This is a genomic window from Maritimibacter sp. (assembly GCF_016774595.1).
GTDB lineage: Bacteria > Pseudomonadota > Alphaproteobacteria > Rhodobacterales > Rhodobacteraceae > Maritimibacter > Maritimibacter alkaliphilus.
Genome location: NZ_JACBWT010000001.1, coordinates 1,980,141 through 2,001,176, shown reverse-complemented (window position 1 = coordinate 2,001,176; position 21,036 = coordinate 1,980,141). Strand labels below are relative to the sequence as shown.

Genomic DNA, 21,036 nt, shown 5'->3' with positions numbered 1-21,036 from the left:
GTCTTGGTATCCCGGCGAGACCTTCGGAGCAACCGCCGCACCATGTCGCGCACCATCACGATACTCGGGCTGGAAAGCAGCTGTGACGACACCGCAGCTGCGGTCGTGCGCCATCGTCCGGGGCACGATCCCGAGATCCTGTCATCGGTCGTGGCCGGTCAAACCGAGTTGCATTCGGCATACGGGGGTGTGGTGCCGGAAATCGCCGCGCGGGCGCATACGGAGAAGCTCGACATCAGTGTCGAAGAGGCCCTTGAGGCTGCCGGGCTGCGATTGCCCGACCTCGACGCCATCGCGGTGACGGCGGGACCGGGTCTGATCGGCGGCGTTCTGGCCGGGGTGATGACGGCCAAAGGTCTTGCCGTGGCGACGGGGTTGCCTCTTGTCGGGGTGAACCACCTTGCCGGCCACGCGCTTACACCGCGTCTGACCGACGGCACATCCTTTCCATATCTCATGCTTCTCGTGTCGGGGGGACATTGCCAGTTCCTGATCGCGCATGGGCCGGATCGGTTCACGCGGCTGGGTGGCACCATCGACGATGCGCCCGGCGAGGCGTTCGACAAGACCGCGCGTTTGCTCGGCCTGCCGCAACCCGGCGGCCCGTCGGTCGAAGTCGAGGCGCGTGCGGGCGACCCGAAGCGGTTTCGCCTCCCACGGCCCCTGCTGGACCGGCCGGGATGCGATATGAGCTTCTCTGGCCTCAAGACGGCGCTTCTGCGCGAACGGGACAAATTCGTCACTGCTCAAGGCGGGATCACGGTCAAGGATCGTGCCGACCTTTGCGCGGGCTTTCAGGCGGCTGTTGCCGACGTTCTGGCGGAAAAGGCGCGCCGCGCGATTGCCGAATATCTGGCCCTGTCGCCAACGGAACCCGTGATCGCGGTCGCAGGCGGTGTGGCCGCGAATTCCGCCATTCGTGCCGCGTTAGAGACTGTTTCGGCCGAGAATGGCATCCGCTTTATCGCGCCGCCGCTGGCCCTGTGCACCGACAATGCAGCGATGATTGCCTGGGCCGGGATCGAGAAGTTCCGATCCGGGGCCACCGACGACATGACGTTGGCCGCCCGCCCGCGCTGGCCGTTGGATCAGGGTGCGGCGCCGATGCTCGGGTTCGGCAAGAAGGGAGCGAAAGCATGAGCGTGGCTGTCCTTGGTGCAGGGGCTTTCGGAACGTCGCTGGCCATCGCCATGGCGCGGTCCGGCAAGGACGTGACGCTTTGGGCGCGCGATGTGCGGGACATGGCTGACCAGCGCGAGAATACTCTTCGCCTGCCCGGTTTCGCCTTCCCGGATAAGCTTGTGATCACAAAGCACATGTCCGCGATCACGGACGATGTCGTGTTGCTCGCCGTCCCGATGCAGAAGCTGCGCGCTTTCCTGTCCGAGTATTGCGAAGTGCTGTCAGGGCGCACCTTGGTCGCGACCTGCAAGGGCATCGACGTCGAGACCGGCGAAGGGCCGGGCGAGATCATTCGCCGTCTCTGCCCCAACGCGACCCCCGCGCTTCTCTCAGGTCCCAGTTTTGCCGTCGACGTCGCGGCGGGCCTGCCCACTGCATTGACGTTGGCCGCATCCGAGCCTGAACGGCTTCAACATGCGCTGACGGGCGGCAATCTGCGGCTTTATCGGTCGACGGACATGATCGGGGTCGAAACCGGCGGGGCGATGAAGAACGTGATCGCCATTGCCTGCGGGCTCGCCATCGGCGCCGGGCTGGGCGAATCCGCCCGCGCCGCCCTGATGACGCGCGGGTTCGCCGAGATGAACCGCTTCGCCGTCGCGCGGGGGGCCGAAGCCGACACGCTTCAGGGCCTGTCCGGTTTCGGTGATCTGACTCTGACCTGCACTTCGGAAAAATCCCGCAATTTCGCCTATGGCCTGTCTCTTGGCCGGGGCGAGCCGCAGGCCGAAGGCGTGACGATCGAAGGCAAGGCCACGGCCAAGGCCGTCGCGAATGCCGCCACGAAAGCCGGGATCGAAATGCCGATCACGAATATGGTCGTCGCGGTCATGTCCGGCCATATTACGATCAACGAGGCGAGCGATCTGTTGCTCGCCCGCCCGCTCAAGGAGGAATGAATGTTCGCAGTGATCTGCACCGACAAGCCCGGAAGCCTGGACATCCGCAAAGGCAACCGTGACGCGCACCTCGGCTATATCGAAGACACCGGCGTCGTCGTCATGGCGGGGCCGTTTCTTGACGACAACGGCGACATGAACGGCTCACTCGTCATCCTGTCCGTCACATCGCGCGAGGCGGCACTCGACTGGGCCAAGGGTGACCCATATGCCAAGGCCGACCTGTTCTCAGACGTGCGGATAGAGGAATGGAAAAAGGTGGTCGGCTGATGCGTTACTGGCTGTTCAAATCCGAACCGAACGCTTGGGGATGGGACGATCAGGTCGCCAAAGGCGAGGCGGGCGAGGAGTGGGACGGCGTCCGCAACTATCAGGCCCGCAACAACATGCGCGAAATGAAGCTGGGCGACCTTGGCTTCTTCTACCATTCCGTCGACGAAAAACGCGTGGTCGGGATCGTCGAGGTCTGCAAAGAGATCCATCCCGACAGCACGACCGACGATCCCCGCTGGGAATGCGTGGACATCAAGGCGGTTCGCCCGGTGAAAAACCCCGTGACGCTGGATATGTGCAAGAACGACCCGCGCCTTGCGGACATGGTTCTGGTCAACAACACCCGCCTGTCGGTTCAGCCCGTGACCGAAGACGAATGGAACATCGTTCTCGAACTGGCGGGCGAATAACGCTAGGGAAACGGGTGGACCCACGGCAATAATCCTCTCACAGAACAAAATTGTCAGTGAGGGACACTCATGGAAATCATCAACGTACTCGTCGCCGCGGCTGCGGCGTGGGTGTTCGGCGCCGTGTGGTACATGGTCCTGTCGAAACCCTGGATCAAAGTCTCTGGCGTCAAGATCGACGAAAAGACCGGTCGGCCGATGGGTGGCGCGATGCCGTTCATCCTGTCGTTCATCGCCATGATAATCGTCGCCGGATTCATGCGGCACATCTTCGCGATGACCGCCATCGACACGATCGGCAAAGGGCTTGTCGCCGGGCTTGGTGTGGGGCTTTTCTTCATCACGCCGTGGACGATGATCAACAACGCCTATCCGGGGCGGCCGTTCATGCTGACCGTGATCGACGGAGGCTACGCCGTCGGCGGCTGCGCGATCATCGGCGCAATCCTGATGGCGTTCTGAAAAACGCAGCCCGAAAAAAACTGGAGGGTCCGGCCCCGCGCCGAACCCTCCATCCACCCCACGTGCTCCCTCAGCACCGCACGTGTCTCTGAATTTAGGGTCCGACCGTCCTGGCCTTCGAGAAGAGAGATAGGGCATCTCATCGAGTCGCTCAATCTCCAAGTCTCTGGGATTTTAGCCAAATTCGACGCGACGGGCAGAACGACAAAGGGCGACCAGCGGCCGCCCTCGAAGCATGACAACGAATGGATTGCGGTCAGGCGTAGACCGACTCTTTGCCGAAATGCTTGACCAGCATGTAATAGACCACGGCCCGGTACTTGTTGCGCTCGGACTTGCCGTAGGTCTCGATCACCGCGTTGATCGCGTCCATCAGTTGCGGGCCATCGGTCAGGCCAAGTTTCTTGATGAGGAAATTGTTCTTGACGGTCTCAAGCTCGTGCGCCTGGCTTCCGGCCACCGTTTCGGCGTCGGGGTTGTAGATCGCCGGACCGCAGCCGATCGTCACCTTGGTCAGCAGGTCCATGTCCGGGGTCATCCCGCACTTGTTCTTCAGATCGTCCGCGTAGGTGGCGATCTTGTCGTCACGTTTTCCCATGAAAAGACTCCCAGTTCTGTCCCGAGGGCGTCCGTCCCTCGCCGGGGAGCCTAGGCGCAAACGTGCCAAATCGAAAGAAAATTATCCCCCGATCATTCCCTCTACCCATCACGGCCCGGATGGCGCAACATGGGGGCGCATTTTATCAATCGGAGGGTACGATGGGACTCTGGAGTTTTGTGAAAGGGGCGGGAAAGTCGCTTTTCGGCGGCGAAGACGCCAAGAACGAGGACGCGCTCAAGAAAGAGGTCGAGGAGCTCGGCGTTTCGACCGAGGGGCTCGAGATCAAGGTCGAGGGTGACAAGGTCAAGGTGACCGGCGGCTCGATGACGACCGAAGAAAAGGAAAAGGTCATCCTTGCCGTCGGCAACGTCGAAGGCATTTCCGAGGTCGAAGCCGATGTCGAGACCGAGACGCTGTTCCATACCGTCGAAAAGGGCGACACGCTTTGGGCGGTCAGCCAGAAAACCCTGGGCGATGGTTCGCGCTACAACGAGATTTTCGAGGCGAACAAACCGATGCTGAAGCACCCGGACAAAATCTACCCGGGTCAGGTGCTGCGCATTCCGACCTGATCGGCACAGCGTTCTTCAAGCGGAAGGCCCGGCTGAGTGCCGGGCCTTTCTTATTTGGGGCAGCCGAGGAAACCCGCAATCGCCTCGGTCGTTTCCGCCGCGTCGAGAATGCCGAGGTGACCGAGACCGGGAAGGATCTCGTAGCGCCCGTTGGTCGAGGCGCCGGACATCACCGGCTCATACTCCATGGGCCGGAAGGCCGCGTCATCCGACCCGGCCAGCAGGAGGTAGGGCGGAAGCGCGGCAATATCGGCGAGGTAGTCGGAACGGGGTGCATATCCGGTGTTCAGCCTGTGGCTATAGGACGCTGTGGCCCATTGCCCCTGTTCGGTGGCTCGCACGGTTTCGGGCAAGTTGAACTCGATCACGGTCAGGCCGTTCAGTGCGCGGATGCCCACCGCGTTCAGCATCGACAGACCGATGATCCGGCGCGTCAACGGGCGCGCCCAGACGGACCCTTCGGTGGCGGTCGGCGCGTTGTATTTCAGGAAGGGCGCGATCAGAACCGCACGGTCCATGCGTGCCCCATGGGCACCGCCCGCAAAACGGATGACCAGACCGCCACCCGATGAATGTCCCGCGAACACGGCGCGGTCCAACCCCAGATGATCCAGCAGATCGGCAAGGTCGTCTTCCAGTTGTCCGACATAGGCGATATCGCCGCGCGGATCGGCCAGCGGCCCGTGTCCGCGCAGGTCGGGGACGATCACGCGGTAGCCGCACCGCTGCGAGATCGCTTGGGCAAGCGGCTCATAGGCCGCGCCGTGCCACCCTGACCCGTGGACCAGTATCATGTCGCCCGAACCCGTTCCCGCAATGTCGCGATAGCCAAGCGTCGCTCCATCACGCGCGGTGAAGGTCAGGAGGTCCGACACCGACGCGCCGGGATCGCCCTCGGGAAAGTCGAGCGTTTCGGCCGAGACGAAACCCTTGGGTGGCTGGGACAGGATCAGAACAAATGCGATGGCAAAGAAGATGCCGACCGAAATCGCCGGGATGAGAATGAATTTCACGGGTGCAATGCCTTTAAGACGTTCGAATTTCTGCTTCGATCTCATCCATTGTCACGCTGCCGGGCGCAACCCCGTCGCGCGCCATGCGGGCCGCGATCCGGGTGAGGGCCGCGTTCACCGGCACCGGCACCCCGTGCATTCGCCCAAGCCAGACGATCTCGCCGTTCAGCCAATCCGTTTCGACGCGCTTGGTCTTTCGCAGAAAGCTCTGGGTCGTCGAGGTTCCGGCGTTCTCGACACCGGGCACCTTGGTGAACGTCATGTGGGCTTTTCGGTCCGGGTGATCCATTCCCACGTCCTCCCAATCGATGCCCGCGGCGGCCAGAACCGCTTCCGCCTCGGTGCGCATCGTCTCGCGCAGGCCGGGGGCGGGGGCGCCATGGCCCAGTGCGGCGCCGACGATGTTCGACAGGTTCATGAGAAGCTTCCCGTATTTCGTGGCCATCACGTTGTCTTTCGGGAAAGCGGCGATGCCAGCGACGGTCAGTACCGCGCACAGGTGTCGATCGGCGTCGTCCATGCCGCCCGGATACCGACCGATGTAGAATAGCCCGGTCTTGGGTGCCGATTGCACGACGACCTCGCCGGGCACGGTAAACAGCGCGGGCATCATCACCGTCACGCCGTGCACGTTCGGAAAGAGCCGCAACGCCTTTGACTCGTTCGCGACCCCGTTCTGAAGGCAGAAGATCGGCTGATCGGTCACACCCGCCGCACGCAGGTCTTCAAGCGCCTCTCCGGTATCCTGACCCTTCATGGCAAGCAGGATCATATCGTCGGGACCGAATTCGATGTCGTTGGCCGCGCCGACGGCGTGAAGCTTGACGACCTCGTCCATCAAAGGTGTCCTGAGCCGCAATCCCTTGGACCGGATCGCGTCAAACTGCGCCCCGCGCGAGATCGCGATGACATCCTTTTGCGCCAAATGAAGGGCCGCCGCGACCGCCCCTCCGATGGCACCCGTACCGAAAACAACGAACCGCATCACGTCCTCCTGGAAACTCGATGCGATCCTGCCGGTATACGGCGCACATGCAAGGGCGCGCCCTAAGACGCGCCCTCAACAACACTCAGGGATCTCGGATTACTGGGCGGTCGTTTCCGTCTCAGTTTCCTCTTCGGTCGCGGCCATATCGTCTTCGGTCGCTTCCTCATCCGTCGCGTCGGTGTCGGCCGCCATGTCTTCCTCGGCGGCACCTTCGGTCGTCGCCTCGGTATCGGTGGCGACATCTTCTTCCACCGCGCCGTCTTCCGCAGCAGGTTCTTCCGCGGCCATGTCTTCGGTCGCGTCTTCACCTTCCATCGCGTCATCCGCGCTGGCCGATGCGTCCGATCCGGTCGCGTCGTCAGCCGCCGGCGCTTCTTCCTCAGCCGGGAGAAGGTCGGCAACCGGCGTTTCGTCCGGCAGGCCTTCGACGTCCGATTCATCGAACTCCGGCTGTTCCTTCAGCGTTTCCTTGTCGGTCGAGAGGACGAAGGACATGCCGTCTTCTCGCAGCTCGAAGTCTTCCAGCGGCAGGGCGACAGTGTATTCACCGAGGCCCAGGAAGCCGCCAATACCGATCACGGCATCCGCACCGTCACCATTGGCGACGACATAGTCGATTTCGCCGATCCGGTTGTCTTCCGGGTCATAGGCGACAAAGCCGACGACGTCGCCGACGGTCATCTCGTCGAGCGAGGCGAAGGTCGGGGCCGCAGCCACGTCACCTTCCATGTCCGTCGTGCCGGTCATGTCGGTGCCCATTTCGGTTTCGGCCGCCATCGGCTCTTCTGCCGCCATGGGTTCGTCGGTGTCTTGCGCGTAAGCACCACCTGCCACGAGAGCGGCCAGGCTGGCACCCATCATAAGGGTCTTGAGTTTCATAACGATCCTCCTTTTCGGTCGCTGTATTGCCGATCAAACCGGGCCGGAGGTGAGTCGGTTCCCACTAAGGGATCGCGTCTGGCGGCGGTTGGCGAAGGTTGGCCGATGACCTCCCGCAGGTCGGGCCGCATTCCGCCCAACCAAGGCCGGGCGGGAACCTGCCTATGTGGCGATCAACTATCTGAAAATAATTAATAAAATTGAGGTCTGATTTTATCTCCGGATCACCCCGAAGCTGCGATCGTGCACGCTTCCGCTAGTCCGAAAAACAGTTCGGCCAGGTTCCGCGCCCCGGGCACCGCCGGGCGTTGTCCAGCCCTTTCGTGGTCAGCGTGGGCGGCATTCTAAGCTCGTTGCCGGACGCATCGCGCCCGGACCATTCGCCTTCGGACGTCACCGTGATCGACCAACCGCTCTGGTCCACGGCGCCACCGAACCGACTTTGGGCCGCGCCGGTTTCCGTTTCCGGTGGCGTGGTTCCATCCATTCGGTCGCTCTCCTCGCGGGCAGCCAATCCCAATTCGTAGTTCGTGAACTGGGAAAACTTGGCGAATACCATCTCGTAGCACATCACGATGGCTGGCGGATCACGCCGATAAAAGGCGTTCACGGTGCCACAGGGCGCAGTGGCGATCTGGAGATCGCGGGGCAGGTCGAAATTCCCGGCGATCAAAGCTTCGACTTTCTCGAGGAACTTCATCTCCATCAGCATCTGGCCCAGCAGGTATGTCATGCCCGGCTCTGGCTGCGCATAAGTCAACGCAAACTCGCCACCCGTTCTCGGAGCGTCACGGGCCAGAAGATGCGGCTTCAGCACGGTGCGCCAACCATCCAAAGCCCGCTCGGAGATATGGACGCACTTTTCCCGACGGTCGTCGGGCATCTGCATGATGTCGGCGATCGGGCCGTAGCGGTCCCGGTCCCGTCCCACGAGCACGCAAGTCGCATGATAGGCCCGCTGAAGGTTAAAGCTGTGCTCGTCGTAGAAATGGGCATCGGTCAGGGTCGCCGGATCACCCCTGTTGATCGCCCAATCCTGAATGGCCGCGTAGAGGGTTTCATAATTCTCGTCGGTTTCGTTCCCGACCAGCATGGCCACGGCGAGCGTATCCGCCGCGTCCTCTTCCCACCCGAGCACGGGCAACTGGTACTCGTGGATCAGCATATGCGCGATTTCGTGGTACATGATGAACTGGATGCTGGCCCAGGTCTTGCGCAACGCACGTCCGACCACGTCGAGCGTGAGATCGGGGTATTCCTCGACGATGACCTCGGCGACAGCGCGCGCGATCTCGTCGTCTGTGGCCGCTTCGGAGGTGGTGCCCGGCCCGGAAACGAACAAGGCCGTCACGGCGGCAAGTAGGAGTCGGCGCATGTCTGGTCTCCTCTCGAAGACCAGTATCCGGCCAGACCGGGCGATTCGGTCAATGCGCGGGGACCGGAAAAGCGCCGGAAATGAAAACGCCGCCTCCAAGCAGGAAGCGGCGTCTCGATTTCCTCGGTAAACGAGTGGCTCAGTACCGGTAGTGCTCCGGCTTGAACGGCCCTTCGACCGTCACACCGATATAGCTTGCCTGGTCCGGCTTCAGCTCGGTCAGCTTCACGCCGATCCGGTCGAGGTGCAGACGGGCCACTTTTTCGTCGAGGTGCTTGGGCAGGATGTAGACCTCGTTCTTGTAGTTCTCGCCACGGGTCCAAAGTTCGATCTGGGCGAGCACCTGGTTGGTGAACGATGCCGACATGACGAACGACGGGTGGCCGGTGGCGTTGCCGAGGTTCAGGAGGCGACCTTCGGACAGCAGGATGATGCGGGCGCCCGAGGGCATCTCGATCATGTCCACCTGATCCTTGATGTTCGTCCACTTGTGGTTCTTCAGGCTCGCCACCTGAATTTCGTTGTCGAAGTGGCCGATGTTGCCGACGATGGCCATGTCCTTCATCTCGCGCATATGCTCGATGCGGATGACGTCCTTGTTGCCGGTGGTGGTCACGAAGATGTCGGCGGTCGACACGACATCCTCGAGCGTGACGACCTCGAACCCGTCCATCGCGGCCTGAAGCGCACAGATCGGGTCGATCTCGGTCACTTTCACGCGGGCACCCGCGCCACGCAGCGAGGCGGCGGAGCCTTTGCCCACGTCGCCATAGCCACAGACCACGGCGACCTTCCCGGCCATCATGGTGTCGGTGGCGCGGCGGATACCGTCGACCAGCGATTCCTTACAGCCGTATTTGTTGTCGAACTTCGACTTGGTGACGCTGTCGTTCACGTTGATCGCCGGGAAGGGCAGCAGATCTTTCTTCATCAGCTCGTAAAGGCGGTGAACGCCGGTCGTCGTCTCTTCCGAAACGCCCTTAATCATGTCGCGCTGCTTGGTGAACCAGCCGGGGCTTGCGGCGAGGCGCTTTTTGATCTGCTTGAAAAGGTATTCCTCCTCTTCCGAGGTCGGCGTTTCGATCAGGTCGGTTTCGCCCGCTTCGACACGCGCACCCATCAGGATGTACATGGTCGCGTCGCCGCCATCGTCGAGGATCATGTTGCAGCCGCCCTCTTCGAACATGAAGATGCGGTCGGCATAGTCCCAGTATTCTTCCAGCGTCTCGCCCTTCACGGCGAAAACCGGGGTGCCGCCAGCCGCGATGGCGGCGGCCGCGTGATCCTGCGTCGAGAAGATGTTGCACGACGCCCAGCGCACGTCCGCGCCCAGCGCGACGAGCGTTTCGATCAGCACGGCCGTCTGGATCGTCATGTGCAGCGACCCCGCGATCCGGGCGCCCTTCAGCGGTTGGGTCGCACCGTATTCTTCCCGAAGAGCCATCAGCCCGGGCATTTCGGTTTCGGCGATGTCCAATTCCTTGCGCCCGAAGTCGGCAAGCGAAATGTCCTTAACGATATAATCCTGAGTCACAGGTATCTCTCCGTAGGTCAGCGTTTGCAGGTTGCTAGCACCACCTCACCCAAGGTGCAACGAAGCCTGCGTTGACTTTGCGCGGTCCTTGGGAACACTTCGCGTAAAAGGCAGGCGAATGTTTTACACGATGAACGAACGACAAGGCGGTCACTGTGGCGTGCCCGAAGGGCCGGATCATGCGACGTCCGCGCAGGCTCACCCCGATGCGCTTGAAGGGAGGCGATGGTGATGGCCCGTGCGTGGCAACGAATGCTGTCCGGTCGGAGGCTCGACTTGCTCGACCCGACCCCGGTGGACATCGAGATCGAAGACATCGCGCACGGCCTTGCCTTCGTCGCGCGCTGGAACGGGCAGACCCGTGGCGATTTTCCCTATTCGGTGGCCGAACACTCCATTCTGGTGGAAGAGCTGTTCTCACGCATGAACCCCAAAGCCCCGGCGAAATGGCAACTCGCCGCTTTGCTGCACGATGCGCCGGAATACGTCATCGGCGACATGATCTCGCCGGTGAAGGCCGCCGTGGGGCCGGGCTATGGGGAGCTCGACGATCGGCTCATGGCGGCGATCCACCTGCGCTTCGGCTTGCCGCACAAGGTGCCCGCCAACATCAAGAAGGCGATCAAGAAGGCCGACAGGGTGTCGGCTTGGCTGGAAGCGACCCAGATCGCCGGGTTTTCGATGGCGGAAGCGGACAAGTTCTTCGGCCACCCGGACGAGGGGCTTATCGAGGGCCTGACCATCGCGCCGCGTCCGCCCGTCGATGTGCGGCATGATTTCGTCGCCCGCCACAACGCGCTTCTTGCGCTGGTTTAGAGCCTGTTTCGGCTAGAGCGTCGATCCGGCCTTCAGCGTCATGTCGTAATGGTCCGCAACCGCGCCCTTGACGCCGAGTGCACCATAGAGTGACACGACATGCCCGATGACGATAAGCGCGGGGCCGGGTAGATCGGCCTCGACCACGCGGGCCTCGATATCGGCGAGCGTGCCTGTGATTACGCGCTGGTCCAGTCGGGTGCCATTGTCGATGACGGCCACCGGCATTTCTGGATCGACACCTTGGGCAAGGGCCGCATCCATCACCGTCTTGATCGCATTGAGACCCATGTAGACGACGACCGTCTGCCCCTTGCGGGCGTATCGCGTCCAGTCGTGTCCGATCACGCCACCCGCACCATGGGCCGTGATGAAGACGCAGCTTTGCGCGTGATCGCGATGGGTCAGCGGAATACCCGCCGCCGCGCCGCAGCCCGCCGCCGCCGTGATCCCCGGCACGACCTCGACCGGGATACCCTCGGCGGCGACATCCTCCAACTCCTCGCCGCCACGCCCGAATATGAACGGATCGCCGCCCTTGAGGCGCAGAACACGCTCGCCCCGCTTGGCGCGTTCGATCATCTGATCGGTGATTTCACGCTGGGTTAGAGTATGTTCGTTGGGTTTCTTACCCACGTAGATCCGTTCGGCATCACGGCGGAGCAGGTCGACGATCCCGTCCCCCACCAGACGGTCGTAGAACACCACATCGGCGTGCTGCATCATGCGCAACGCCTTGAAGGTCAGTAGATCGGGATCGCCCGGACCCGCGCCCACCAGCCAGACCTCGCCGCGTTTCAGATCGACGTCGGCGCCGCGCTGCAACTCGGCCTCCAGCCGTTCCTGCGCCAGACCTTCCTCGCCCGCGAGAAAGGCGTCGCCCACCGGCCCTTCGATCAGGTTCTCCCAGAACCGGCGACGATTGCGCCCGTTCGGCACGGCTTCGTAGATGCGCCCCCGGAAATCGGCGAGGAACTTGGCGAGGCGGCCATAAGCGGCCGGCAGCATCGCCTCCATCCGCGCCCGCAGGATACGCGCGATCACGGGGGCCGCGCCGCCTGTCGAGATGGCGATGGTGATCGGGTCGCGCTCGACAACCGAGGGGGTGATGAAATCGCAGTATTGCTTTTCATCCGCCACGTTCACCAGCGCCCCGGCGGCCTTGGCGGCGCGGTGAAGCAACGCATCCCGATCATGCTCCTCCGACGCGCCATAGGCGACGAGGCATCCCTGAAAATCGGCCTCGTCCGGTACGCGCGCGTGATGTGTCAGCCGTTCGTGGCCAAGGAACGCGCGAACCTCGTCCCCCGGATCGGGATCGAACACCTCGACCAGCGCGCCCGCGTTCAGCGCCCGTTCCACCCGTCGTGCGGCGACCGTCGTGCCGCCATCCACGATCACGCGCTTGCCCGCGACTTCGAGAAAGATGGGAAGGTAATCCATGTCCGCGTCCCCTTGGCTCTTTCGTCCATGTCCCGCTTTCCGGGCTGCGTGTCAAATGCGCGAATCCGCATGTTTCAAAGGGCCTACACGCCCGCCGCAACGCAGCGTATGATGCTGACATGAACATCCAACGCCCCTTCACCGCCGACAACCCGCACCCGTTCGCGCCCTATGTCGCGATCCTCGCGCGCGGCAAGACCAAGCAGCGACCCTTCACCTATGAGGAAGCGCGCGATTCGATGGCGATGATCCTGCGGGGCGAGGCGCTGCCGGAGCAGATCGGGGCCTATCTCATGCTCCTCAGGCTCAAGGAAGAGACGCCGGAGGAGATCGCGGGGTTCGTTGCCGGAACGCGGGCGACATTCGAGCGTCCCCAAGAACTTCCGCAGGTCGACCTGGACTGGTCCTGCTACGCGGGCAAACGGGTTCAGTTGCCGTGGTTCATCCTGTCGCTCATCGCGCTGGTCCAGTCCGGCACGCGCGTGGTGCTCCATGGGGCCGAAGGGCATACGCCCGGCCGCGTCTATACGCGTGACGTCTTTGCGCGTTTCGGCCTGCCGATCGCTTGCGACTTCGCCGATGCCGCCGGTCAGATCGAGGCGCAGGGAATGACCTATATGCCGCTCGAGACGCTCTCGCCGGTGCTGCGCGACCTGATCGAGTTGAAGCCCGTGCTCGGCCTGCGCTCGCCGGTCAACAGCTTCACCCGGCTTCTGAACCCTTTCGACGCGCCGACCGTGATGCAGGGGATCTTTCATCGCGGCTTCCTCGACATCCATTCCGGTGCCGCGCGAATCCTCGAAATTCCCAAAATGGCGGTGTTTCGCGGCGATGGGGGCGAGATCGAGATGCGCCCGAACAAGCCCTGCCCGGTCTGGACGACGCATGGCACCACCGACCCTGTGGTCGAGACGTGGCCCGCGACCCTCGACGACGGCCATGCGCCGGCTGACGAAACGATGGATGTCGCCCGGCTTGAACAGGTCTGGGCCGGTCGGGACGCCGATCCCTATGCGCTCGCCGCCGTGCTTTCGACGCTCGCGGTTACGCTCAAGACCATGGACCGCGCCGCGACTCAGGCCGAAGCGAACGAGCAGGCCAAAGCGATCTGGGACGCCCGCGACCCTTCGCGTTTCGCGCCGAAATGAGACCGGCCTGCGCGTTTCATAGGCGCGCAGGGGCCGTTTCAGGCTTTGACCGCCCGGTAAAAAGCTGAAATCCGCCGAACAAGGAAATCCTGTCTTTGGCCTGTCACGAACCGCGCATAGCGTTTTCGGCAGGACAGTTGGAGGACACGCATGTCACAGGATTTCACCCTTTCCCGCCGCGCATTCATGTCGGGCACCGCTGGTGCCGCGCTGATCGCGCTGCACCCGTTCTCGGCCCGCGCCCAAGGCGCACAGGCGCACTTGCGGATCATGGAGACGACGGACCTTCACGTTCATGTCTATCCCTACGACTACTACTCGGACCGCCCCATCGACACCGTGGGCTTGTCGCGCACCGCGTCAATCATCGAGGAAATCCGCGCCGAAGCGACGAACTCTATGCTCGTCGACAACGGCGACTTCCTGCAAGGCAACCCGATGGGCGACTACATCGCCTATGAGCGGGGGATGAAGGAAGGCGACATGCACCCGGTCATTCAGGCGATGAACACGGTGGGCTTCGACGCCTCGACGCTGGGCAACCATGAATTCAACTATGGGCTGGAGTTCCTGACCAAGTCTCTTGCCGGGGCCGACTTCCCGGTCGTCTCGGCCAACGTGGTCAGCGAACGGGCCGAAAACCCGCGGGGCGACAAAACGCTGGTGCAACCTTACGTGATACTTGACCGCGAGGTGACGCTGGGCGACGGGACGACCGCGCCGATCAAGGTGGGACTGATCGGTTTCGTGCCGCCGCAGATCATGACGTGGGACCGCCGCCACCTTGAAGGTAACGTCACGACCCGCGACATCGTCGAAGCCGCGCAGGCCTGGGTGCCGCAGATGAAGGAAGAGGGCGCCGATATCATCATCGCGCTCAGCCATTCAGGCATCGGGTCGGCCCAGCACGAAGAGGGGATGGAGAACGCATCGGTCCCGCTCGCCGAAGTCGAGGGGATCGACGCGCTGATGACGGGTCACAGCCACCTCGTCTTCCCGTCGCCTGATTACGCCGATTACGCGGGTCTCGACGCCGAGGCCGGAACGATCCACGGCAAGCCCGCCGTCATGGGCGGGTTCTGGGGGTCGCACCTTGGCGTCATCGACCTGATGCTGGAGCGCGATGGCAACGCTTGGCGGGTCGTCATGGCCGAGACCGAGGCGCGCCCGATTTCGAAACGCAACGAAGACCGCAGCGTGACCGCGCTGGTCGAAGACGTGCCCGCCGTTCTGGCCAGCGTCGAACAGGCGCACAACGAAACGCTCGAATACGTGCGCCGCGCGGTTGGCGAAACCTCGGCCCCGCTTCACAGCTACTTCGCGCTGGTGGCCGACGATCCCAGCGTCCAGATCGTGTCGAACGCGCAGCTTTGGTACATCGAACAGATGATGCGCGGAACGGAGTACGAGGGGCTTCCGATCCTGTCCGCGGCAGCCCCGTTCAAGGCCGGGGGACGTGGCGGACCGGAATACTACACCGACGTGCCCAAGGGGCCGGTGGCGATCAAGAACGTGGCCGACCTGTATCTGTACCCCAACACGGTGCGCGCGGTGAAGATCGACGGAGCGCAGCTCAGGGGATGGCTCGAACGGTCGGCGGGCATGTTCAACCAGATCACGCCGGGTGAGGCGGATCAGGTCCTTCTGAACCCCGATTTCCCGTCCTACAACTTCGACGTGATCGACGGCGTGACCTACCAGATCGACCTGAGCCAGCCGTCGCGGTTCGACCGGATCGGAAACCAGATCAATTCGGATGCGAACCGGATCGTGAACCTGATGTTCGACGGCGCCCCGGTGACCGACGATATGGAGTTCGTGGTCGCGACCAACAACTATCGCGCGGGCGGTGGCGGCGATTTCCCGGGGGCCAAAGGCGATACGATCATCTTCGAGGGGCCGGACACCAACCGCGACGTGATCGTGCGCTACATCGTCGAACAAGGCACCATCAACCCCAGCGCCGACGCCAACTGGACCTTCGCGCCGATGGATGGAACGACGGTTCTGTTCGACACCGGGCCGAAAGCGGCCGACTACGCGGCATCGGTCGAAGGGGTCGAGATCGAGCCGGCGGGCGATGGTCCGGACGGTTTCGCCCGCTTCCGCATCACGCTCTGAGGGCAGTCGGTTGAGGAACGGGCGTGCCGGTCGGCGCGCCCGTTTTCCGTTCAGGCGAAGAAGTCGCGGATGATCCGGCCATAGATCGACTTGAGCTGCCCGATCTGCGCAATCTCCACCCGTTCGTCGACCTGATGCATGGTCTTGCCGACCAGACCGAACTCCACCACCGGGCAGTGATCCTTGACGAACCGCGCGTCCGACGTGCCGCCCGATGTGGACATGACCGGGCGCAGCCCCGTCTCGGCCTCGACCGCCGCAGCGACGGTGTCGGACAGCGGGCCGGGGGGTGTGACGAAACTCTCCCCCGACACTTTGACGACCATGCCGATCTCGATCCCCGTCTCGCCGGCGACCCGGTCCATCTGCGCCTGAAGCCAGTCGGTCAGGCCCGCCGAAGTATGTGCATCGTTGAACCGGATGTTCACCGTGGCTTTCGCCTCGGCCGGGATCACGTTCGTCGCCGGGTTGCCGACGTCGAAGGTCGTGACCGCTAGCGTCGAGGCGTCGAAATGGGCGGTGCCTTCGTCCAGAACATGCGCATCGAGGTCCGACACCAACCGCGCCAGCGCAGGCACGGGGTTCTTCGCGCGGTGCGGATAGGCCGCGTGCCCCTGCACGCCGCGCGCCGTGAAAAAGGCGGTCATCGACCCGCGGCGCCCGATCTTCATCATCTCGCCCATCGTGTCGGGGCAGGTCGGCTCGCCGACGACGCAGGCATCCATCGCCTCGCCGTTCTGGTCCATCCAGTCGAGCAGCGCCTTGGTTCCGTCGGTCGCGTCGCCTTCTTCGTCACCCGTAATGGCAAGGATCAGCGCGCAATCGTCCGGCAAGTCCCGCGTTGCATCCATCGCGGCGGCGACCCACGCGGCGACGCCCGATTTCATGTCCGTCGCGCCGCGCCCCCAAAGGTGACCGTCCCGCTCTTCCGCGCCAAAGGGCTGCACCGTCCAAGCGCCGGTATCGCCGACCGGGACCACGTCGGTGTGACCGTTGAAACCAAGTGTCAGCCGCGCCCCCTTGGGCCCGAAGCGCGCGAACAGGTTCGCGATCCCGCCACGATCCACGCGCGTGCATACGAACCCGGCGCCCTCGAGCAGATCGGCCAGATAGACCAGCGCCCCGCCCTCTTCCGGCGTGACCGAAGGGCACTCGATCAAGCGCCGCGTGATTTCGACAGGATTGGTTTCGGACATGGCAGCCTCACATTGACCGCCCGGTGATACACGCCGCCCCGCTGCCTCGCAATGTTGCGTCCGGGTGACAGGGGGTTGAACACAAACGCGGATTTTTGAACCACACGGTTAACAAATTGGAATTTTTGGTTCATAGATGGCGCAATAACAACGAGGCAGTTGTAGCGGTCCACCCAAAAGCGCGCAAAGCGCAGGACCTGCGAGCGGATTTCAGGACCAAGGCATTTCGCCCCCTGTGTCGTCGGCTGCCGCGTGGGCAGAGGGCAGTATTTCATGGCAACGGCGAGGGATTTGCCGAATCGAACACATGCGTCCGCGCTTGCGATGGCGACCGCCATCTTCGGCGAAGGCGCGGGGGTCATCCCATGAGTTGGATCGGCCTCACAGACCTGACCAAGGGTCTTTTCAATCCGGCGGGACTGGGTGCGAAACCGCAGCACACGAATGTGCAGGTCGCCGCACCGAACGAGATTCTTCCGACCGGAACACTGGTCGTCGAAACCCTGTTCCGCCCCGAGACGGACGGATCGCAGGCCGTCCTCCACTATGAACGCAGCAAGGATTGGCACCGGCACCTATCGGTCGAGCTCAGGAAATCGGGCGAGATGCAGGTGCGCATGGTTCAGGGACAAAGCCGTTTCATCGCGCGACTGAAATTCCCGGTGCCCGAGCATGATGCGGCGATCAGACTCTATTTCAGCTGGAATGCACCGGAACGCTGGGGTCGGCTGGCGGTGAAGCTTGTCGACACGGGCGAGTTCTTCGTCATCATGGTGGGAAATCCGCTGCCCATGCCGATCCTCGACGCGCTGACGATCATGCGAAACGGCCATTCCACGCGGATCAGCGCCGAGGCGGCGTTCGTCGCGGTGTCGGACAAAGTCGAGCCGGTGGGGCTTTCCGCCGGTATCTGCAAAGGGTCGCGCATCGAAACGCCGTCTGGTTCCGTGCGGGTCGAAAACCTCAGGCTGGGCGACCGCGTTATGACCGCGACCTCCGGTATCCAGCCGGTGCGCTGGATCACCCGGCGTACGGTGCCCGCGCTGGGCCGCTTTCGTCCGATCCGCATCCGTGCCCCGTTCTTCGGCCTGTCCGAAGACATGCTGGTCGCACCGGATCACCGCATCCTCGTCGAAGGGTCCGAGACTGAATATCTTCTGGGCGAACAAGACGCGCTTCTTCCGGCCCAGCGGTTGATGGGTAGCCGCGCGGCAGTGTCGGAAGCCCGGCTCAAGACTGTGACCTATTTTCACGTCCTGCTCGATCGGCACGATTGCCTGCTGCACGACTCGCTCTGGTCCGAAAGCCTGTATGTCGGCCAGATTGCCACCGACCCAGTCAGGTTGGATGCCACGGCGCTTGCCGAGATGCCGCGCTCGGCCATTCCGACGCATCGGAGTTTCGCGCGTCACCGCCTGTCGGATCACGAAGCCCGGTCGCTTGCGTCCGTCCTCCACCGCTGACGGTGGACAGGCCATCATGCCGCTGACAGAGTAGCCAAAGGATATTTCAGGGAGTTCGCTATGCGCCATTTCGTCAAGGGACTCGCTTTCGCGGCGATCCTGCCCCTCGCCGCCTGTTTCGACGCCGACATCCGGGCCGACTTCACCAACACGGATGAGGTCAAACTGGATGCGGTCATGACCATGGGCGCCGAAATCAACCAGATGGCGTCGAGCATGGGCGAAGATCCCTGTGAAGAGGGGATCGGAACCGAGAACGCCGATGGCACCTACACCTGTTCGATGCTCGAACGCCGGTCGCTCGAAGACCTGCTCATGGCGATGGACGACCCGGACAACGACATCGGAATCGGCGACGGGGTGACGATCGAAGAACTCGACAACGGCAACATCTCGATCTCGTTCGACCTGTCCGAGATGACGTCGGACCTTCCGCCCCCGGAAGAGCGGGAGCAGATGGCGGCCATGTTCGGCGACTCGCTTGAAGGGCACGCCATGTCGCTGACCGTGATCGGCAAGGAAATCGTGTCGACCAACGGCACGATCATCCGCGACGGCACCGCGGCCGAACTCGTGATCCCGCTGACCATCATGTTCATGCCGGAGCCCGAAAGCCTTCCATCCAGCTTCGACGTGGAACTCGTTCCCGGCTCCTAGGGCCTTTCGAACACGCGGGCCACATTCTCCGGCAAGTCGGTGAGGTGCTCGCAAACCAGATCGGCCTGCCGGTGTTCCTCCGGCGTGCCGTATCCCCAAGTCACCGCGATGGAACGCATGCCGACGGCTCTTGCCGCGTCGATGTCGTGGTGCCGGTCGCCAATCATCACGGCATTCCCTGCACGTTCCCCGAGCTGGTCCAGCGCATAGGCCAGCAAGTCGCCCTTGTCGTTGCGCGTCCCGTCCAGCTCCGGACCGAACTGGGCCGACAAGTGTCTATCCATGCCGAAATGCGCCGTGATCCGTTTCGCATAGACCAGCGGTTTCGCGGTCGCGAGGCACAGTCGATGCTGTGCGGCGAGGTGCGCCAACACGCCTTCCACACCCGAATAGGGCACATTCTCGAATAGCCCGACCTCGGAAAACCGTTCGCGGTACAAGGCAAGCGCCCTGACAGGGTCCGGCGCGCCCAGCTGGGCGAAACTCTCGATCAAGGGCGGCCCGATTACCCAGGTCAGCGTGTCGGGCGCAGGCGCGTCGAGCCCCACGTGTTCAAGCGCATAAATCACCGACGTGACGATCCCCTCCGCCGGGTCCGTCAGCGTTCCGTCGAGGTCGAGGAATACGGTGGTCATCCGCCGAACAAGAGCCACCCGTGTTCTGCCGCATAGACCGCAAGCGCAAGCAAAGCCACGACCGCGGCGGCGATGGCGAGCGAGGTTCTGATCGAGGTCTGGTGTTCCTCGGTCTCGAAGTCGCGGGGGCGGATCCCCTTGACCCGGAACACCACAAGCGCGGCGAGGTTGATCGCCGCGATGTTGATGACGACGGTGGCAAGCGCCCGGACCGCAGGCACATACGACCCGTTGCCCAGCAACAGACCGAAGGCGGCGAGCGGTGGCAACAGCGCCGCCGCCACCATCACCCCGACAAGGCCCGAGGTCTGGCCACCCGCGACCATCAGCGCCGCCGCCGCGCCCGAGGCGAGCGGCAGCGCGACGGTCATGAGGGTCAGCGAACCGTCATAGGCCATCAGCGAAGACTCACCGTTGAACGGCACGATGAATCCCAAGATGACCCCGGCGACGACCCCGACACCCAGCCCGGCCCCAAGGGCGCGCAGCGCGATCCACATCAGCGGCACGGTACCCAGCGTCGTCGCGAAGGCGAATGCGAGGATGGGCCCCAGCAGCGGGGCGATCACCATCGCACCGATCACGACGGCGACCTGATCCTGCAACAGCCCGATGGCCGCGACGACCGTCGCCAGACCCGTCATCACGAGGTAATCGACGGTCAGCGCGGTGCCTTGGCGAATGTCGGAATAGATCTCTTCCCGCGCATTGGCGTTCTCGGCCTGTGCGACCCGTTCCTCTTCCTCCTCGTCCTCGGCCTTGGGTAGACGCGCCTCGGTCGGCAACGTGTGAAGGGTCCAGCCCTCCCGCCCGTCCATCGCTTCGGAAATGGCGTCGAGCACGTCCTGCATGTCGTCATGATCCAGCGACGCGATGATGACCTGCCGATCATCCTCGCCCGACGGGAAACAGTACCAATGCTCTTCGGGAAGGTCTTTCAGGCAGCCCGTGATCGTCTCGACATGCTCTTTCGCCGTGACGATCTGGATCAGCCGGTCGCTCATGCCTCGCCGTCCTCGAAAAACGGCGTCATCTGCGCGACGACCACCGAATTCTCGGAAAGCGCACGATCCATCAGCGCCCGTTCTTCGTCCGGGATGTCATGGCCTTCGGACAGCCGCTCTTCCAGCGTGCCATAGCCCGTGATGTCAAGCGGGGCGAGGTCGGCTTGCTTCAGGATCGCGACCGTTTCGCGCACCGCCTCGGCCTCGTCCACGCCGGAGGCATAGCAGACGAGCGCGGCGCCGGTTGACCCGTCGGGCAACCCGTCGCCGTCTTTGCGCCCGACATCGACCAGCAGGGTATAGACCTTCTGACGTTTCGGTTTCTTCGGTTTGTCGGTCATGTCCGCCCCCGCATTCTTGCGGCA

The 21,036-nt window shown here is 63.3% G+C and carries 22 protein-coding genes; 11 read left to right on the top strand and 11 right to left on the bottom strand.

Annotation, left to right across the window (positions count from 1 at the left end):
• The first annotated feature begins 42 nt into the window (after nt 1-42).
• The 5 genes from tsaD to HOY44_RS10045 all read left to right on the top strand — a co-directional run bounded on the left by tsaD (nt 43) and on the right by HOY44_RS10045 (nt 3,226).
• A complete protein-coding gene (gene tsaD / locus HOY44_RS10065; RefSeq protein WP_287434578.1) occupies nt 43-1,140 on the top strand; it encodes a tRNA (adenosine(37)-N6)-threonylcarbamoyltransferase complex transferase subunit TsaD in 1,098 nt (365 codons plus the stop codon).
• On the top strand, nt 1,137-2,081 hold the full coding sequence (locus tag HOY44_RS10060) for an NAD(P)H-dependent glycerol-3-phosphate dehydrogenase (RefSeq protein ID WP_287434577.1): 945 nt from the start codon (nt 1,137-1,139) through the stop codon (nt 2,079-2,081). Before tsaD ends, HOY44_RS10060 begins: the two co-directional genes overlap by 4 nt.
• On the top strand, nt 2,082-2,351 hold the full coding sequence (locus tag HOY44_RS10055) for a YciI family protein (RefSeq protein WP_287434576.1): 270 nt from the start codon (nt 2,082-2,084) through the stop codon (nt 2,349-2,351).
• Entirely contained in the window at nt 2,351-2,764 is a 414-nt protein-coding gene (locus HOY44_RS10050) for an EVE domain-containing protein (RefSeq protein ID WP_287434747.1), read from the top strand. The genes HOY44_RS10055 and HOY44_RS10050 overlap by 1 nt, the downstream gene beginning before the upstream one ends.
• 69 nt (nt 2,765-2,833) lie before the next feature.
• Complete coding sequence (locus HOY44_RS10045; RefSeq protein ID WP_287434575.1) at nt 2,834-3,226, top strand: DUF1761 domain-containing protein; 393 nt, start codon at nt 2,834-2,836, stop codon at nt 3,224-3,226.
• Between the two features lie 256 nt (nt 3,227-3,482).
• Here HOY44_RS10045 and HOY44_RS10040 read toward each other — a convergent pair whose 3' ends face one another.
• On the bottom strand, nt 3,483-3,824 hold the full coding sequence (locus tag HOY44_RS10040) for a DUF2853 family protein (RefSeq protein WP_008332339.1): 342 nt from the start codon (nt 3,822-3,824) through the stop codon (nt 3,483-3,485).
• Between the two features lie 161 nt (nt 3,825-3,985).
• Between HOY44_RS10040 and lysM the strand changes: the two genes are divergently transcribed.
• Nucleotides 3,986-4,399: a peptidoglycan-binding protein LysM gene (gene lysM / locus HOY44_RS10035; protein ID WP_008332337.1), complete on the top strand. Its 414-nt coding sequence runs from the start codon at nt 3,986-3,988 to the stop codon at nt 4,397-4,399.
• Nucleotides 4,400-4,449: 50 nt separating this feature from the next.
• Here the strand turns inward: lysM and HOY44_RS10030 are convergent, their stop codons facing one another.
• From HOY44_RS10030 to ahcY, 5 genes are all read right to left on the bottom strand, one after another.
• Entirely contained in the window at nt 4,450-5,412 is a 963-nt protein-coding gene (locus HOY44_RS10030) for an alpha/beta hydrolase (protein ID WP_287434574.1), read from the bottom strand.
• 13 nt (nt 5,413-5,425) lie between these two features.
• Complete coding sequence (locus HOY44_RS10025) at nt 5,426-6,397, bottom strand: ketopantoate reductase family protein (protein ID WP_287434573.1); 972 nt, start codon at nt 6,395-6,397, stop codon at nt 5,426-5,428.
• Between the two features lie 99 nt (nt 6,398-6,496).
• Nucleotides 6,497-7,279 (bottom strand): hypothetical protein, encoded by a 783-nt coding sequence (locus HOY44_RS10020; RefSeq protein ID WP_287434572.1) that lies wholly within the window; start codon nt 7,277-7,279, stop codon nt 6,497-6,499.
• Between the two features lie 256 nt (nt 7,280-7,535).
• The gene (locus tag HOY44_RS10015) at nt 7,536-8,654 is read right to left on the bottom strand and encodes a DUF4344 domain-containing metallopeptidase (protein WP_287434571.1); all 1,119 of its coding nucleotides are present in this window, start codon (nt 8,652-8,654) and stop codon (nt 7,536-7,538) included.
• 139 nt (nt 8,655-8,793) lie between these two features.
• Complete coding sequence (gene ahcY, locus HOY44_RS10010; protein WP_287434570.1) at nt 8,794-10,188, bottom strand: adenosylhomocysteinase; 1,395 nt, start codon at nt 10,186-10,188, stop codon at nt 8,794-8,796.
• A gap of 225 nt (nt 10,189-10,413) precedes the next feature.
• Here ahcY and HOY44_RS10005 point away from each other — a divergent pair, with 225 nt between their 5' ends.
• Nucleotides 10,414-11,004, top strand: a complete 591-nt coding sequence (locus HOY44_RS10005) for an HD domain-containing protein (RefSeq protein ID WP_287434569.1) — start codon at nt 10,414-10,416, stop codon at nt 11,002-11,004.
• 12 nt (nt 11,005-11,016) lie between these two features.
• Here the strand turns inward: HOY44_RS10005 and cysG are convergent, their stop codons facing one another.
• Nucleotides 11,017-12,447 carry a siroheme synthase CysG gene (gene cysG, locus HOY44_RS10000; protein ID WP_287434568.1) on the bottom strand — a complete coding sequence of 477 codons (1,431 nt, stop codon included), beginning with the start codon at nt 12,445-12,447 and terminating at the stop codon, nt 11,017-11,019.
• A 119-nt stretch (nt 12,448-12,566) separates the two neighbouring features.
• Between cysG and HOY44_RS09995 the strand changes: the two genes are divergently transcribed.
• Together HOY44_RS09995 and HOY44_RS09990 are read left to right on the top strand one after the other, a co-directional pair.
• Complete coding sequence (locus tag HOY44_RS09995; protein ID WP_287434567.1) at nt 12,567-13,595, top strand: glycosyl transferase family protein; 1,029 nt, start codon at nt 12,567-12,569, stop codon at nt 13,593-13,595.
• A 150-nt stretch (nt 13,596-13,745) separates the two neighbouring features.
• Nucleotides 13,746-15,716, top strand: a complete 1,971-nt coding sequence (locus tag HOY44_RS09990) for a bifunctional 2',3'-cyclic-nucleotide 2'-phosphodiesterase/3'-nucleotidase (protein ID WP_287434566.1) — start codon at nt 13,746-13,748, stop codon at nt 15,714-15,716.
• A 50-nt stretch (nt 15,717-15,766) separates the two neighbouring features.
• Here the strand turns inward: HOY44_RS09990 and dapE are convergent, their stop codons facing one another.
• On the bottom strand, nt 15,767-16,912 hold the full coding sequence (gene dapE / locus HOY44_RS09985) for a succinyl-diaminopimelate desuccinylase (protein WP_287434565.1): 1,146 nt from the start codon (nt 16,910-16,912) through the stop codon (nt 15,767-15,769).
• 365 nt (nt 16,913-17,277) lie between these two features.
• On the opposite strand from dapE, the gene HOY44_RS09980 reads away from it, so the two are divergent.
• Nucleotides 17,278-18,375: a Hint domain-containing protein gene (locus tag HOY44_RS09980; RefSeq protein ID WP_287434564.1), complete on the top strand. Its 1,098-nt coding sequence runs from the start codon at nt 17,278-17,280 to the stop codon at nt 18,373-18,375.
• A 60-nt stretch (nt 18,376-18,435) separates the two neighbouring features.
• Entirely contained in the window at nt 18,436-19,032 is a 597-nt protein-coding gene (locus tag HOY44_RS09975) for a hypothetical protein (RefSeq protein ID WP_287434563.1), read from the top strand.
• On the opposite strand, the gene HOY44_RS09970 is transcribed toward HOY44_RS09975, so the two are convergent.
• The 3 genes from HOY44_RS09970 to HOY44_RS09960 are packed head-to-tail and all read right to left on the bottom strand — an operon-like array spanning nt 19,029 to nt 21,012.
• Nucleotides 19,029-19,667: an HAD hydrolase-like protein gene (locus tag HOY44_RS09970; RefSeq protein WP_287434562.1), complete on the bottom strand. Its 639-nt coding sequence runs from the start codon at nt 19,665-19,667 to the stop codon at nt 19,029-19,031. The two genes, HOY44_RS09975 and HOY44_RS09970, sit on opposite strands and share 4 nt — an antisense overlap.
• A complete protein-coding gene (locus HOY44_RS09965; protein WP_287434561.1) occupies nt 19,664-20,671 on the bottom strand; it encodes a TIGR00341 family protein in 1,008 nt (335 codons plus the stop codon). The genes HOY44_RS09970 and HOY44_RS09965 overlap by 4 nt, the downstream gene beginning before the upstream one ends.
• A complete protein-coding gene (locus tag HOY44_RS09960; RefSeq protein WP_287434560.1) occupies nt 20,668-21,012 on the bottom strand; it encodes a DUF8846 family protein in 345 nt (114 codons plus the stop codon). Before HOY44_RS09960 ends, HOY44_RS09965 begins: the two co-directional genes overlap by 4 nt.
• Between the last annotated feature and the right edge of the window lie 24 nt (nt 21,013-21,036).

What these genes read in the sequence shown, in the direction of transcription:
- tsaD (WP_287434578.1), top strand. Translation starts at nt 43, where the DNA reads ATGTCGCGCACCATCACGATACTCGGGCTGGAAAGCAGCTGTGACGAC.
- HOY44_RS10060 (WP_287434577.1), top strand. Translation starts at nt 1,137, where the DNA reads ATGAGCGTGGCTGTCCTTGGTGCAGGGGCTTTCGGAACGTCGCTGGCC.
- HOY44_RS10055 (WP_287434576.1), top strand. Translation starts at nt 2,082, where the DNA reads ATGTTCGCAGTGATCTGCACCGACAAGCCCGGAAGCCTGGACATCCGC.
- HOY44_RS10050 (WP_287434747.1), top strand. Translation starts at nt 2,351, where the DNA reads ATGCGTTACTGGCTGTTCAAATCCGAACCGAACGCTTGGGGATGGGAC.
- HOY44_RS10045 (WP_287434575.1), top strand. Translation starts at nt 2,834, where the DNA reads ATGGAAATCATCAACGTACTCGTCGCCGCGGCTGCGGCGTGGGTGTTC.
- HOY44_RS10040 (WP_008332339.1), bottom strand. Translation starts at nt 3,824, where the DNA reads ATGGGAAAACGTGACGACAAGATCGCCACCTACGCGGACGATCTGAAG.
- lysM (WP_008332337.1), top strand. Translation starts at nt 3,986, where the DNA reads ATGGGACTCTGGAGTTTTGTGAAAGGGGCGGGAAAGTCGCTTTTCGGC.
- HOY44_RS10025 (WP_287434573.1), bottom strand. Translation starts at nt 6,397, where the DNA reads ATGCGGTTCGTTGTTTTCGGTACGGGTGCCATCGGAGGGGCGGTCGCG.
- HOY44_RS10020 (WP_287434572.1), bottom strand. Translation starts at nt 7,279, where the DNA reads ATGAAACTCAAGACCCTTATGATGGGTGCCAGCCTGGCCGCTCTCGTG.
- HOY44_RS10015 (WP_287434571.1), bottom strand. Translation starts at nt 8,654, where the DNA reads ATGCGCCGACTCCTACTTGCCGCCGTGACGGCCTTGTTCGTTTCCGGG.
- HOY44_RS10005 (WP_287434569.1), top strand. Translation starts at nt 10,414, where the DNA reads ATGGTGATGGCCCGTGCGTGGCAACGAATGCTGTCCGGTCGGAGGCTC.
- cysG (WP_287434568.1), bottom strand. Translation starts at nt 12,447, where the DNA reads ATGGATTACCTTCCCATCTTTCTCGAAGTCGCGGGCAAGCGCGTGATC.
- HOY44_RS09995 (WP_287434567.1), top strand. Translation starts at nt 12,567, where the DNA reads ATGAACATCCAACGCCCCTTCACCGCCGACAACCCGCACCCGTTCGCG.
- HOY44_RS09990 (WP_287434566.1), top strand. Translation starts at nt 13,746, where the DNA reads ATGTCACAGGATTTCACCCTTTCCCGCCGCGCATTCATGTCGGGCACC.
- dapE (WP_287434565.1), bottom strand. Translation starts at nt 16,912, where the DNA reads ATGTCCGAAACCAATCCTGTCGAAATCACGCGGCGCTTGATCGAGTGC.
- HOY44_RS09980 (WP_287434564.1), top strand. Translation starts at nt 17,278, where the DNA reads ATGAGTTGGATCGGCCTCACAGACCTGACCAAGGGTCTTTTCAATCCG.
- HOY44_RS09975 (WP_287434563.1), top strand. Translation starts at nt 18,436, where the DNA reads ATGCGCCATTTCGTCAAGGGACTCGCTTTCGCGGCGATCCTGCCCCTC.
- HOY44_RS09970 (WP_287434562.1), bottom strand. Translation starts at nt 19,667, where the DNA reads ATGACCACCGTATTCCTCGACCTCGACGGAACGCTGACGGACCCGGCG.
- HOY44_RS09965 (WP_287434561.1), bottom strand. Translation starts at nt 20,671, where the DNA reads ATGAGCGACCGGCTGATCCAGATCGTCACGGCGAAAGAGCATGTCGAG.
- HOY44_RS09960 (WP_287434560.1), bottom strand. Translation starts at nt 21,012, where the DNA reads ATGACCGACAAACCGAAGAAACCGAAACGTCAGAAGGTCTATACCCTG.